Origin of the sequence: Mycobacterium sp. 4858, from assembly GCF_900240975.1 — a bacterium.
Taxonomy (GTDB): Bacteria; Actinomycetota; Actinomycetes; order Mycobacteriales; family Mycobacteriaceae; genus Mycobacterium.
Genome location: NZ_LT968776.1, coordinates 2,217,471 through 2,230,715 on the forward strand (window position 1 = coordinate 2,217,471; position 13,245 = coordinate 2,230,715).

A 13,245-nucleotide genomic window follows, 5' to 3' on the forward strand; every position below is an offset into this window, starting at 1 on the left:
GTCCCGGAGGGCCTTTGGTATGTCGAGTCCGCGCCGTGAATACGGCGATGCGCTGCGCTGTGGTGACCGCAGTGCGGCCGTGACCGAAATCCGGGCTACGTTGGCCGCATTAGGGCTGCTCGACAGCCTTGAAGACGACCTCGCGACCGGCCGGCACGTTCCCGCCGAACTCTTCGACACCGAACTCGACCAGGCGGTGCGCGCCTTCCAGCAGCACCGCGGGCTCTTGGTCGACGGCATCGTCGGCGAGGCCACGTATCGGGCGTTGAAGGAGGCTTCCTACCGGCTCGGTGCGCGCACCCTGTATCACCAATTCGGCGCCCCGCTCTACGGCGACGACGTCGCCACCCTGCAGGCCCGCCTGCAAGACCTCGGCTTCTACACCGGACTGGTCGATGGGCACTTCGGGCTGCAGACCCACAACGCGCTGATGTCGTACCAACGCGAGTACGGGCTGGCCGCCGACGGCATCTGTGGGCCAGAAACGTTGCGCTCCTTGTATTTTCTGAGCTCACGCGTCACGGGCGGCTCGCCGCATGCGATCCGCGAGGAAGAACTGGTCCGCCGATCGGGCCCCAAGCTGTCGGGTAAGCGGATCATCATCGACCCCGGCCGCGGCGGCACCGACCTCGGCGAGCTGATGCACGGCCCCGCAGGGCCGGTCAGCGAAGCGGATGTGTTGTGGGACTTGGCAAGCCGGCTCGAGGGGCGGATGACGGCCATCGGGATGGAAACCTTCCTGTCGCGGCCGGTCAACCGCAGCCCGTCCGACGCCGAACGCGCCGCCACCGCCAACAACGTCGGCGCCGATCTGATGATCAGCCTGCGCTGTGAGAACCAGCCCAGCCCCGCGGCCAATGGCGTCGCCTCCTTTCATTTCGGGAACTCGCACGGGTCGGTGTCCACGATCGGGCGCAACCTGGCCGACTTCATCCAACGAGAAGTCGTGGCGCGCACCGGGTTACGGGATTGCCGCACGCATGGCCGGACGTGGGACCTGTTACGCCTGACCCGCATGCCGACGGTGCAGGTTGACGTCGGTTACATCACCAATCCGCACGACCGCGCGATGTTGATCTCGACGCAAACGCGGGATGCCATCGCCGAAGGGATTCTCGCCGCGGTCAAGCGGCTGTACCTGCTGGGCAAGAACGACCGCCCCACGGGCACGTTCACCTTCGCCGAACTGCTGGCCCACGAACTTTCCGTGGAGCGGACCAGCCAGCTCGGCGGCTCCTAGCCGATTTCGGCCCCGCGCAACGTATTTCCCGCCACTGAACCGGCGCCGACCGGCTCTTGCAGCTGCGCGTTCTCCAGCAGGCGTTCCAAAGCCGCCTCGACTTCGGCCTTCCAGCCCAGGCCCTTGTCCAACTCGAGCCGCAGCCGCGGGAAGTACGGATGTGGCGCCACCACAACGAAACCCGCATCCTGCAAGAACTCCGCGTCGATCACGCAGTGGTCCACCGAGCAGTCACCGACGGCCTCCAGCACCGGCCGCACGTCCGGGCTCGCCGCCAGCGGATCCTGCAGTTCCGAAGCCGCCGGTGTGCGCCCGAAGGCTTCCAGTGCCCGGACACCACGCCGCACCAGCTCGTCGATCACCCGAGCCAGGAGGCCGTGCGGAAGATCGTCGCCGTCCTGCCCCGGCTCGATGCCCATCGACGTCAGCAGCACCGCATCCGCGGAGACCGGCGCGGTGGGAAAGCGCTGCGCCCGTGGCACCGCCCGCGGCGGCGCGTAGAACACATAGCCAAGGCACGGCGGCTCGCTTTGGCTCCGCTCGTCCGACGGCGCGGTGGCGACCTGGCCACACGAGCCCCACTCCAGCATGACCATCGACAGCCAGGCTTCCTTCTCGAATTCCGGGTCGGCGAGATGGTCCTGGTTACCGAGCGTCGCCGGATCGACCTCCCAGTACACGCAGCGGCGAGCATGCTTGGGAAGCTGTTCGAAGGCCTCGAGGCGCAGCGGGGTGATTCGAGCGGACACTAGCCTCCTGGCTCCTGTGCGGTACTGCAGCCAATTGCACCGGCAACTTCTCCAGGATAAGAGAGTGGGTCGCCATCGGGCCAGCTTTGCCGTCGAGGCGCCGATCACGGCCCCACGACGCTGGAAGCGTTACCGTCCCCACCGGTTCGTTACCGAAAATCTTTGGAACGCATGCGTTTTCGTAATCCTACGGCAGAGAACGCCCGTTGTTTGCCGCTTCGGTGTCACAGTGACGTAATTACAGGGTATGGCTGGTCAGGCCTGCGCGGCGGTCATCATGTCGATAATTCGCTGCAAATCGTCCACCGAGCCGAATTCCACCACGATCTTCCCCTTGCGCTTGCCCAGGCTCACCGTCACTCGTGTGTCGAAGGCGTTGGACAGCCGCTCGGCGACTTCCTGGAGCCCCGGCATCTGGATCGGCTTGCGCCGCTGGGGCGCCGGGGCGCTGGTGCCGGCGCGGTTGGCCAGCGTCACCGCCTCCTCGGTCGCCCGCACCGACAGCCCCTCGGCGACGATGCGGCTGGCAAGTTCCTCTTGCGCCTCGGGCCCGGCTTCCAGCGAGAGGAGGGCGCGGGCATGGCCGGCCGACAGCACGCCGGCGGCCACCCGCCGCTGCACGGGGATGGGCAGTTTGAGCAACCGGATCATGTTGGTGATCAACGGCCGCGAGCGGCCGATGCGCGACGCGAGTTCATCGTGGGTGACGCCGAACTCGTCGAGCAATTGCTGGTATGCCGCCGCCTCTTCCAAGGGGTTCAGCTGTACCCGGTGGATGTTCTCCAGGAGGGCATCGCGCAGCAGGTTGTCGTCACCGGTCTCGCGCACGATGGTGGGGATGGTGGCCAGCCCGGCCTCTTGGGCTGCCCGCCAGCGCCGCTCCCCCATCACGATCTGATACCGCGGACCGGTCTTGACGCCCGGGACCGCGCGCACCACGATCGGCTGCAACAGACCGAATTCGCGAATGGAGTGCACCAGCTCGGAGAGCGCCTCGTCGTCGAACACCTGCCGTGGCTGGCGCGGGTTGGGCTCGATGTCGGCCGGTGCGATTTCGCGATAGACCGCGCCGGCCGGGGCCAGGTCCGGTCCCGGTCCGCCGATCAAGACGTCCGCTGCGGCGTCGCCCATCCGCGGACCGAGGGTCGCGGGACCCGAGTCCCCCTCGGCGGGACCGGTCGGGATCAGCGAAGCCAGGCCCCGGCCGAGGCCGCCCTTCTTGCGTAACGGCTGCGTCATGGTCGTCCCTTCACGGATGGTGGTCAATCACGTTCGGCGAGTTCGCGACTCGCGTCGAGGTAGCTCATCGCCCCGCGCGAGCCGGGGTCGTAATCGATGATCGTCATGCTGTACCCGGGTGCCTCGGAGACCTTGACGCTGCGTGGGATCACCGTCCGCAGCACCTTGGTTCCGAAGTATCGGCGCACCTCTTCGGCCACCTGGTCGGCGAGCTTGGTCCGGCCGTCGTACATGGTGAGGATGACGGTGGTCACGTCGAGCCGCGGATTGAGGTGCGCCTTGACCATCTCGATGTTGCGCATCAGCTGTGACACGCCCTCGAGCGCGTAATACTCGCACTGGATCGGGATCATCACCTCCGGCGCGGCGACGAGTGCGTTGATCGTCAGCAACCCCAAAGACGGTGGGCAGTCGATGAAGACGTAATCGAAGTCGAGGTCGTCGAGGTCGGCCAGGGCGGTCCGCAACCGGTTTTCACGGGCGACCATGCTCACCAATTCGATCTCGGCGCCCGCCAAGTCGATGGTGGCCGGGACGCAGAACAGGCGTTCGTTGTGCGGGCTGCGCCGCAGCGCGTCCTTGACCGCGACCTCGCCGATGAGGACTTCGTACGACGAGGGCGTGCCCGACTGCCGGTCGGTGATTCCGAGCGCCGTGCTCGCGTTGCCCTGTGGGTCGAGGTCGATGACCAACGTCTTGAGTCCCTGAAGCGCGAGGGCGGCGGCGAGGTTCACCGCGGTGGTGGTCTTGCCGACGCCGCCCTTCTGATTGGCCACCGTCAGCACCCGGCGGTGCCTCGGCCGACGCAGGGGCGGATAGGTGGTGTGCAAAACCCGCATCGCCCGTTCCGCCGCGGCGCCGATCGGCGTATCGAATTCGTCCGCTGTTTCACGTGAAACATTCGCTGCGGGATCGACGATCGGCATAGGTGGCGGTGCGGCGTCGGGTGCGCCGGGCGACGGGATGTGCGCCGCGGTCGAAGTCGACGCCGGCGCGCTCGGCTGATCTCCCGGACTCGTCATTGGTTCCCGGCCTTCCCGGTCCGTGCCGGCTGGTGGCGCGGCTGCTTTCCGCGTCGGGCTATAACTACGGTTGCGGGGGGACGCAAATAGGTCGCGCCACATGTCACCACCCTGGCATCAACGGCGCCCGATGCTGCCATCACACGCCGGTACTGTTCAACTTCCTCGCGGCCGCGCTCGCCTTTGATCGCCAGCATGCGCCCGCCCGGCCGAAGCAATGGCATGCTCCACTTCGTCAACTTGTCCAACGACGCAACCGCTCGCGACACCGCCGCATCCCTTTCCCCGAACTGGTGACGTACCCACAGTTCCTCGGCACGGCCGCGGACCACTTCGACGGCTAACCCTAGTTGGTCGACGACCTCGCTGAGAAATTCGCTGCGGCGCAGCAGCGGTTCGAGGAGCACCATCTCGAGATCGGGTCGCGCGAGGGCCAACGGGATACCGGGCAGCCCGGCGCCGCTCCCGATGTCGATCACCCGCTCCCCCTCATCCAGCAGCTCGGCCACCGCCGCGCTGTTGAGGAGATGCCTGTCCCAGATACGACCCACTTCGCGCGGACCGAGCAGTCCACGTTCCACCCCGGGCCCGGCCAACAACGCCGCGTACCGGCACGCGAGGTCGGTCCTCGGACCGAAGATCGTCGCGGCGGCTTCCGGCATGACGGGGTCCGGAGACGCCGGCGCGCCAGCTGGAGGATCGCCGGGCCCGCCATGTTTCACGTGAAACATCCTTCGCTCGCCTGACGCACACTGGCCTCGGCGTGGGAACTACACCGCTGTAACTCGCTAGTCGTGCAGCACGACGACGCGCCGCGCGGGCTCCACGCCCTCGCTTTCGCTGTGCACACCAGGCACCGCAGCGACCGCGTCGTGGACGATCTTGCGCTCGAACGGCGTCATCGGCGCCAGCTCCTCACGCTCGCCGGACTCCAACACCCGTCGCGCCACCTTGTCACCCAGGGCCGCCAGCTCGTCGCGGCGCCGCCGACGCCAGCTCGCGATGTCGAGCATCAGGCGGCTCCGCACACCGGTCTTCTGGTGGACTGCCAGTCGGGTCAGCTCCTGTAGCGCGTCGAGCACCTCGCCGCCGCGCCCTACCAACTTGTTCAAGTCGTTGCTGCCGTCGATGCTCACCACCGCCCGGTTGCCCTCGACGTCCAGATCGATGTCGCCGTCGAAGTCCAGCAGGTCCAGCAGCTCCTCCAAGTAGTCGCCGGCGATTTCGCCCTCGGCCACCAAGCGCTCTTCCTGGTCGTCGAACTCGTCGGCGTCCGCCTCTGCGCCACTCTCGGACGGCCGCTCTGCGTCCAGTTCGGTGTCCACGTCACGTTCGGTGGTGGTGTCTGCGTCGGTCATGTCTTTCTCTCCCTCATCCGCGGGTCCCGCCAACCGGGTCGCACCGCCCGGTCCGGCTATGTCTCCGTTGTCAGCGTTTACGTTTCTTGGGGCGCGCCCCCGGCCGCGGGGTGCGGTTCACCGCCCCACCGTCTTGGCCGCCTGCATCCGGCTTCGCCGCCTGGGGCCTGCCTGCCGGTGCCTCCCCATCGGGGGCGTCCGACTCGGCCTCCCCCTCCCCGGCCGTTGCCGATCCGTTCCCACCGGGCTGCCCAGCCTTGGGGTTGCGCTTCGGTTTGGCCCCCGGCGCCGGTGCATTGGCCGCGCGTCGCTGAAGCGCTTCCTGCTTCTTGGCCTCGTCTTCTTTTTCGATCATCCCGAACACGTAGTGCTGCTGGCCAAACGTCCAAATGTTGTTCGCGAACCAGTACAGGATGATCGCCAGCGGAAGGAACGGGCCGCCGACGACGACACCGAGCGGAAACACGTACAGCGCGAGCTTATTCATCATCGCCGTCTGCGGATTCGCGGCGGCTTCCGGGCTCTGCCGCGCCACCGATGCCCGGCTGTTGAAGTACGTCGCTATGCCGGCCAGGATCATCACCGGCGCCCCGACCGCGATGACCGCGGGCCGGCTGAAGTGCGTGAAGGCGTCCAACCCAGTGCGTTGCGTCATGAATGCGCCGATCGGTGCGCCGAACAGGTTGGCGTCCAGGAAGTGCCCGACGTCGGTCGGGCTGAAGACGTAGTTCCCGGTGAGGCGGTTCTGGGCGACCGACAAGTGGGGCTGCCCGAAGCCGCCCGTGGTTCGGTTGAACGACCGCAACACGTGATACAAGCCGAGGAACACCGGGATCTGCGCGAGCATCGGCAGGCACCCGAGGATCGGGTTGAACCCGTGCTCGCGTTGCAGCTTCTGCATCTCCAGCGCCATCCGTTGGCGGTCCTTGCCGTACTTCTTCTGCAGCGCCTTGATTTGCGGTTGCAGTTCCTGCATCTGGCGGGTGGTCCGGATCTGCCGCACGAAGGGCTTGTACAACAACGCCCGCAGGCTGAAGACGAGGAACATCACCGCTAGGGCCCACGCGAAGAAGTTCGACGGACCCAACATCGAAGCGAACAGCTTGTACCAGGCCCACATGATCCACGACACCGGGTAATAGACGAAGTCGAGGCTAAAGAAATCAAACAAGAGTTCCACTCTCCCCTCGCGCCGCCGGGCTGGCCCACGCGTCGCTGGCATCTTCGAAGTTCACTTGGCATCCCGGGCGTTCCGGTATCGGGTCCCATCCGCCCGCATGCCATGGTCCGCACTTGGCGAGCCTGACCACAGCCAACCAACTCCCCCGCAACATGCCGTACTCGGTCAGCGCCTCGACCGCATACTGGCTGCACGTCGGGACGAAACGACATGTCGCCGGCCGCAATGGCGAGACCATGTGCCGGTACAGCTGGATCACGTAAACCATGCCGCGCACGGCCATCGCGCCCACCGACTGGACGAGCCGCGCGCTCACCGCTCCCGTCCCGCCGACTCGAGCGCGCGGCGTAATCCCCGGCGCAGCTCCTGCTCCAACCGCGCCGACGATGCGGTCCGGCTCCCGGGCAACGCCCGGATCACCATCCGGTCACAATCGTGGAGCTCACCCAAAACGGATCGCGCCACATGGCGGAGCCGACGCGACACCCGGTGGCGTTCGACGGCCGAACCCACGGACTTCCCGACGATCAGTCCGACGCGGGGACCGGTTGCTCCCTCGTCGTCGTCCGCATGCCGGAGATGCACGATGACATCGGGCTGCGCCGCGCGACTTCCGCGCTTCACCGTCGCGTCAAACTCCGTTGACCGCCTCATGCGGTTGCGTGCGGAAAGCACCGCGGAAAAACCCGGCGTTGCGATCAGGCAGATAGCGCGCGGCGACCCTTACGGCGCCGGCTCGACACAATCGAGCGTCCGGCGCGGGTACGCATGCGCAGCCGGAAGCCGTGCACGCGGGCTCGGCGCCGGTTGTTCGGCTGGAAGGTCCGCTTGCCCTTGGCCACGACGTTCTCCTCGTTGTGTCTCGCATTTCCATCCGGCCGGCCACGCGCTCGCTCGTCTGCAGGCCGGTCGGAGGTAATCTTGCTTGCTGCTGGCCGGCGCGGTCCCCAGGCGGACCTGGGTCGCAGCCGCATCGCCGACTTTCGGGCGACTGTTTGAGGGTACTGACCGCGCTTCGCCTGGTCAAACCTGGCCTGCCCCAACGCACCCGCCCGATCCCGGCGCAAAACATCGCAGCGGCCGCCCGGCCCCCGTCGGGCATCACATCGGCGTCGAGTCAAACCAGGCCCACCGGACCCTAAACAACCCGATTGGAATGCAGCAGAACGGTTGGCAGCCGCACGGAAAACTGTTAGCTTCTGCCAGTGTCGTTTTAGACTGCGACGACGTTTGACAACGATGCGAGGATGGTGGATCGACTAGCTGCCTAGACGGCCTTCATGGTTTTCTTCCAGCACGGAGATCGCGAGCCGTCGCCGGTAGGTTGTGGTTCGCATACGCTCATCCTGTCCACACCTGTGTATAACTATGTGGACAGTTGCTTTGTCGCCAAGCGTGGTTGTACTTCGACCCGGGATGCTCGAGAACCAGGGGGATGCGTCGTTGACCGATGACCCCGGTTCAAGTTTCACCACCGTGTGGAACGCGGTCGTGTCCGAGCTCAACGGTGAATCCGTCCCGGACGGGCTGGCCGCCAACCGCACCACCCTCATCACTCCCCTCACCCCCCAGCAGCGAGCCTGGCTCAACCTCGTCCAGCCGTTGACCATCGTCGAGGGGTTCGCGCTGTTGTCGGTGCCCAGCAGTTTCGTTCAAAACGAGATCGAACGTCATCTGCGCGCGCCCATCACCGACGCCCTCAGCCGCCGGCTCGGACAACAGATCCAACTCGGGGTGCGCATCGCGCCGCCCGACGACGACACCGACGACGTTGTGCTTGCGCAAGCCGACCCGTTCCTGCAAACCGCAGTGCCGATTCCCGACGACGACACCGGTGAGACCGACGACGCCGACGAGGGCGGTGAAGCCGTCGACAGTCCGCAAAGTTGGCCGAACTACTTCACCGAGCGCCCGCATCCCGCGGACCCGGCCGTCGCCGGAGGCACCAGCCTCAACCGGCGCTACACCTTCGACACGTTCGTCATCGGGGCGTCCAACCGTTTCGCGCACGCCGCGGCCCTGGCCATCGCCGAAGCGCCGGCGCGCGCCTACAACCCGCTGTTCATCTGGGGCGAATCCGGTCTGGGCAAGACCCACCTGTTGCACGCCGCCGGCAACTACGCGCAACGACTCTTCCCGGGCATGCGCGTCAAGTACGTCTCCACCGAGGAATTCACCAACGACTTCATCAACTCGCTGCGCGACGACCGCAAGGTCGCCTTCAAGCGCAGCTATCGCGATGTCGACGTGTTGCTGGTGGACGACATCCAGTTCATCGAGGGCAAGGAAGGTATTCAGGAGGAGTTCTTCCACACCTTCAATACGCTGCATAACGCCAACAAGCAGATCGTCATCTCCTCCGACCGGCCCCCCAAGCAACTGGCCACGCTCGAAGACCGATTGCGCACCCGGTTCGAATGGGGCTTGATCACCGACGTCCAGCCGCCCGAGCTCGAGACGCGGATCGCGATCTTGCGCAAGAAGGCGCAGATGGAACGCCTGGCGGTCCCCGACGACGTGTTGGAACTCATCGCCAGCAGCATCGAACGCAACATCCGCGAACTCGAGGGTGCCCTGATCCGGGTGACCGCGTTCGCCTCGTTGAACAAGACTCCGATCGACAAGGCCCTGGCCGAGATCGTGCTACGTGACCTCATCGCCGACGCGAGCACCATGCAGATCAGCGCGGCCACCATCATGGCGGCCACGGCCGAGTACTTCGATACCACCGTGGAAGAACTGCGCGGCCCCGGTAAGACGCGGGCGCTCGCGCAGTCCCGCCAGATCGCCATGTACCTGTGTCGCGAGCTCACCGACCTGTCGTTGCCCAAAATCGGACAGGCATTCGGGCGTGACCACACCACCGTCATGTATGCCCAACGCAAGATTTTGTCCGAGATGGCAGAGCGACGTGAGGTCTTCGATCACGTCAAGGAGCTCACCACTCGCATCCGCCAGCGCTCCAAGCGCTGACGCCACGCTCCTCTGAGCCCCGGCCCGGCAAGTAATTTCAAAAAACTTCTCGCACGCCTGTCACACGCGCCACAGTCAGAGCTTGTGCGCAGGACTGTGCACAACGCAATGAAACAGCCGTGTAGTAACCGGCGCTGCGTGCACAACCGCGCTTCGTCCCCAACCACCCAACACCCGACCCACAGTTGTGCACCTTGTCATCCACAGCCCGATCGCGGCCCTAGCTGGACCGAGCCACAGCTGTCCCCAGAATGCACAGCGCTTATTACTAGTACTGAGATCTCTTCGTCGTTTCTTCTTTGAAATACAGCTTTGGGGACGTCGGGTTCCGCGCCCGCCGGTAACCCGCCTTGTCGGGCTTAGCGATTAGCTTTCAAGATGGCCTCCGACGATCTACGGTTGTTCTTCGACTGCCGTTGCGGTCGTTGTTGGCATGACGTGTCAGTGGCGTTCGCGGCGGAACCCCGTGCTAGCGGGGGGAAGCTAGCCACTGGACTTTTGAACGCTCGGTAGGTGAAGGGACGCTATGGACGCGGCGACGACGAGAGCTGGCCTCAGCGACTTGAAGTTTCGTTTGGTGCGGGAGTCCTTCGCGGATGCGGTCTCGTGGGTGGCGAAGAATCTGCCGACCCGGCCGGCGGTGCCGGTGCTGTCGGGAGTGCTGTTATCCGGCACCGACGAAGGGCTGACGATCTCCGGGTTCGACTACGAGGTTTCCGCCGAAGCGCAGGTTGCAGCCGAAATAGCTTCTCCCGGAAGCGTTTTGGTATCGGGCCGGTTGTTGTCCGACATCACCCGGGCGTTGCCCAACAAGCCGGTCGACTTCTACGTCGACGGTAATCGGGTCGCGCTGAACTGCGGCAGCGCCAGATTCTCGCTCCCGACCATGGCGGTCGAGGATTATCCGACGCTGCCGGCGCTACCGGAGGAGACCGGGTCGCTGCCCGCCGATCTCTTCGCTGAAGCCATCAGCCAGGTGGCCGTTGCCGCCGGCCGGGACGACACATTGCCGATGTTGACCGGGATTCGGGTCGAGATCTCCGGTAACACGGTGGTTTTGGCGGCCACCGATCGGTTCCGGCTGGCGGTGCGCGAGTTGACCTGGTCGGCGTCGTCGCCGGACATCGAAGCGGCGGTGTTGGTGCCCGCGAAAACGTTGGCCGAGGCCGCCAGGGCGGGCGCCGACGGTTCCGAGGTTCGGTTGTCGCTGGGCGCCGGCAGCGGCGTGGGCAAGGACGGGCTGCTCGGGATCAGCGGCAACGGGAAACGGAGCACGACGCGCCTTCTGGATGCGGAGTTCCCGAAGTTTCGGCAACTCTTGCCGGCCGAGCACACGGCGGTGGCCACCATCAACGTGGCCGAGCTGACGGAGGCGATCAAGTTGGTGGCGTTGGTGGCCGATCGCGGTGCACAGGTGCGGATGGAATTCTCCGAGGGCTCGCTGCGGTTGTCCGCGGGTGCCGACGACGTCGGCCGGGCCGAGGAAGACCTTGCCGTCGATTTCGTCGGCGAGCCGTTGACGATCGCGTTCAACCCGACGTATCTGACCGACGGGCTTGCGGCGGTCCATTCGGAGCGGGTGTCGTTCGGTTTCACCACCCCAGGCAAACCGGCGCTGCTGCGGCCGGCGTCCGGTGACGACAGTTCGCCCAGCGGGAACGGCCCCTTCGCGGCCCTGCCGACGGATTACGTCTACCTGTTGATGCCAGTTCGGTTGCCCGGATAGGTGTACGTCCGGCATTTGGGACTGCGCGATTTTCGGTCCTGGGCGCACGCCGACCTCGAATTGGAGCCGGGCCGGACGGTGTTCGTCGGTTCCAACGGGTTCGGTAAAACGAATCTCATTGAGGCACTCTGGTTTTCGACGACCATGGGATCCCATCGGGTAGGCACGGACACACCACTGATCCGGACGGGGGCTGACCGGGCTGTGGTCTCGACAATCGTGGTGAACGAGGGCAGGGAATGTGCGATCGATCTGGAGATCGCCGCGGGGCGAGCGAACAAGGCCCGGTTGAACCGGTCACCGGTGCGCAGCACGCGTGAGGTGATCGGTGTTTTGCGCGCCGTACTTTTCGCTCCGGAAGACTTGGCGTTGGTGCGCGGGGATCCCGCGGATCGGCGCCGGTATCTCGATGACTTGGCCACGGTGCGGCGGCCCGCGGTGGCCGCGGTGCGTACCGATTACGAGAAAGTTCTGCGGCAACGCACCGCCCTGTTGAAATCCGCCTCCGGGATACGGCATCGCGGTGACAGAAGCGCCCTGGACACCCTCGATGTGTGGGACAGCCGGTTGGCCGAATACGGGGCCGAGTTGATGGCGGCGCGCATCGACCTGGTCAACCAGTTGGCACCCGAGGTGGAGAAGGCCTATCAGCTGCTGGCACCGGCGTCCCGGCCGGCGTCGGTCGCCTACCGGACCAGTCTGGGCGCGCCGGCGGAGGTAGACGAGGGCGCCAATTCTCGCGAATTTCTTGAGGCCGCGATGCTGTCCGCGCTGGCCGAACGCCGCGACGCCGAACTGGAACGCGGTATGTGCCTGGTGGGCCCGCATCGTGACGATCTTGAACTGTGGTTGGGTGAGCAACCCGCGAAAGGCTTTGCCAGCCATGGGGAATCATGGTCATTCGCGGTGGCGTTGCGGCTGGCGTCGTACGAGCTCTTGCGGGCCGACGGGAGTGAACCCGTGTTGTTGTTGGATGATGTGTTCGCCGAACTCGACGCCGCGCGGCGGCAGGCGTTGGCGACGGTCGCGGAGTCGGCGGAACAGGTTTTGGTCACCGCGGCGGTGGCAGAAGACATCCCGGCGGGCTGGTCCGCCAGGCAGGTGGACATCGAATTGCGGGACGACGACCTGGGGCGCGTCTCGGCGGTGCGGTCATGACGGGCGACGAACAACAATCAGCCGGGGCGGCGGACCCGGCTTTGGCGCGTGGGATGGACCTGGTCCGGCGCACGCTCGAGGAGGCGCGCGCGGCGGCGCGCGCCCAGGGAAAGGACGCGGGCCGTGGGCGGTCGATGCCATCGGCCACCCGGCGGGTGGCGGGCCAGCGGCGCAGCTGGTCGGGCCCGGGGCCCGATGCCCGTGATCCCCAGCCGCTGGGCAGGCTGGCGCGTGACTTGGCCAAGAAGCGCGGTTGGTCGGCGCAGGTCGCCGAAGGCACGGTGCTGGGCAACTGGTCCACGGTGGTGGGGGCGCAGATCGCCGACCATGCGACACCGACCGCGTTGAGCGACGGTGTGCTGAGCGTGGCGGCCGAATCGACGGCGTGGGCCACCCAGTTGCGGATGATCCAGGCACAACTGCTGGCGAAGATCGCCGCGGCGGTCGGCAACGGCGTGGTGACCTCGCTCAAGATCACCGGGCCGGCCGCGCCGTCGTGGCGCAAGGGTCCGCGTCATATCCCCGGCCGAGGCCCCCGCGACACCTACGGGTAGGTCGTCGACCGGCACCAACGATCCCCAGACCGGCCTTTATCAACAG

At 66.2% G+C, this 13,245-nt stretch carries 14 protein-coding genes; 5 read left to right on the top strand and 9 right to left on the bottom strand.

What is annotated here, in order from left to right:
* Positions 1–19: 19 nt before the first annotated feature.
* Positions 20–1,240 carry an N-acetylmuramoyl-L-alanine amidase gene (locus tag C1737_RS18905; RefSeq protein ID WP_102419194.1) on the top strand — a complete coding sequence of 407 codons (1,221 nt, stop codon included), beginning with the start codon at positions 20–22 and terminating at the stop codon, positions 1,238–1,240.
* On the opposite strand, the gene C1737_RS18910 is transcribed toward C1737_RS18905, so the two are convergent.
* The 9 genes from C1737_RS18910 to rpmH form a co-directional block, all read right to left on the bottom strand.
* Positions 1,237–1,989, bottom strand: a complete 753-nt coding sequence (locus C1737_RS18910; protein ID WP_068093523.1) for an acetyltransferase — start codon at positions 1,987–1,989, stop codon at positions 1,237–1,239. The two genes, C1737_RS18905 and C1737_RS18910, sit on opposite strands and share 4 nt — an antisense overlap.
* A gap of 255 nt (positions 1,990–2,244) precedes the next feature.
* Positions 2,245–3,228: a ParB/RepB/Spo0J family partition protein gene (locus tag C1737_RS18915; protein ID WP_102419195.1), complete on the bottom strand. Its 984-nt coding sequence runs from the start codon at positions 3,226–3,228 to the stop codon at positions 2,245–2,247.
* A 23-nt stretch (positions 3,229–3,251) separates the two neighbouring features.
* Complete coding sequence (locus tag C1737_RS18920; RefSeq protein ID WP_082972685.1) at positions 3,252–4,154, bottom strand: ParA family protein; 903 nt, start codon at positions 4,152–4,154, stop codon at positions 3,252–3,254.
* 92 nt (positions 4,155–4,246) lie between these two features.
* Positions 4,247–4,981, bottom strand: coding sequence for a 16S rRNA (guanine(527)-N(7))-methyltransferase RsmG (gene rsmG / locus C1737_RS18925; RefSeq protein ID WP_102419196.1), 735 nt, complete (start codon positions 4,979–4,981; stop codon positions 4,247–4,249).
* Positions 4,982–5,038: 57 nt separating this feature from the next.
* The gene (locus C1737_RS18930) at positions 5,039–5,608 is read right to left on the bottom strand and encodes a R3H domain-containing nucleic acid-binding protein (protein ID WP_067919581.1); all 570 of its coding nucleotides are present in this window, start codon (positions 5,606–5,608) and stop codon (positions 5,039–5,041) included.
* Between the two features lie 70 nt (positions 5,609–5,678).
* Positions 5,679–6,788, bottom strand: coding sequence for a membrane protein insertase YidC (yidC, locus tag C1737_RS18935; protein WP_102419197.1), 1,110 nt, complete (start codon positions 6,786–6,788; stop codon positions 5,679–5,681).
* On the bottom strand, positions 6,772–7,071 hold the full coding sequence (gene yidD / locus C1737_RS18940; protein WP_102420026.1) for a membrane protein insertion efficiency factor YidD: 300 nt from the start codon (positions 7,069–7,071) through the stop codon (positions 6,772–6,774). Before yidD ends, yidC begins: the two co-directional genes overlap by 17 nt.
* Positions 7,072–7,100: 29 nt before the next feature.
* Positions 7,101–7,463 carry a ribonuclease P protein component gene (rnpA, locus tag C1737_RS18945; protein ID WP_082972686.1) on the bottom strand — a complete coding sequence of 121 codons (363 nt, stop codon included), beginning with the start codon at positions 7,461–7,463 and terminating at the stop codon, positions 7,101–7,103.
* A 23-nt stretch (positions 7,464–7,486) separates the two neighbouring features.
* Positions 7,487–7,630: a 50S ribosomal protein L34 gene (gene rpmH / locus C1737_RS18950; RefSeq protein WP_073880743.1), complete on the bottom strand. Its 144-nt coding sequence runs from the start codon at positions 7,628–7,630 to the stop codon at positions 7,487–7,489.
* A gap of 601 nt (positions 7,631–8,231) precedes the next feature.
* Between rpmH and dnaA the strand changes: the two genes are divergently transcribed.
* From dnaA to C1737_RS18970, 4 genes are all read left to right on the top strand, one after another.
* Complete coding sequence (gene dnaA / locus C1737_RS18955; protein ID WP_102420027.1) at positions 8,232–9,761, top strand: chromosomal replication initiator protein DnaA; 1,530 nt, start codon at positions 8,232–8,234, stop codon at positions 9,759–9,761.
* A gap of 526 nt (positions 9,762–10,287) precedes the next feature.
* Positions 10,288–11,487: a DNA polymerase III subunit beta gene (dnaN, locus tag C1737_RS18960; RefSeq protein ID WP_067919578.1), complete on the top strand. Its 1,200-nt coding sequence runs from the start codon at positions 10,288–10,290 to the stop codon at positions 11,485–11,487.
* Positions 11,488–12,645, top strand: a complete 1,158-nt coding sequence (gene recF, locus C1737_RS18965; RefSeq protein ID WP_102419198.1) for a DNA replication/repair protein RecF — start codon at positions 11,488–11,490, stop codon at positions 12,643–12,645.
* Positions 12,573–13,199, top strand: a complete 627-nt coding sequence (locus tag C1737_RS18970) for a DUF721 family protein (RefSeq protein ID WP_369807566.1) — start codon at positions 12,573–12,575, stop codon at positions 13,197–13,199. Before recF ends, C1737_RS18970 begins: the two co-directional genes overlap by 73 nt.
* The last annotated feature ends 46 nt before the right edge of the window (positions 13,200–13,245 follow it).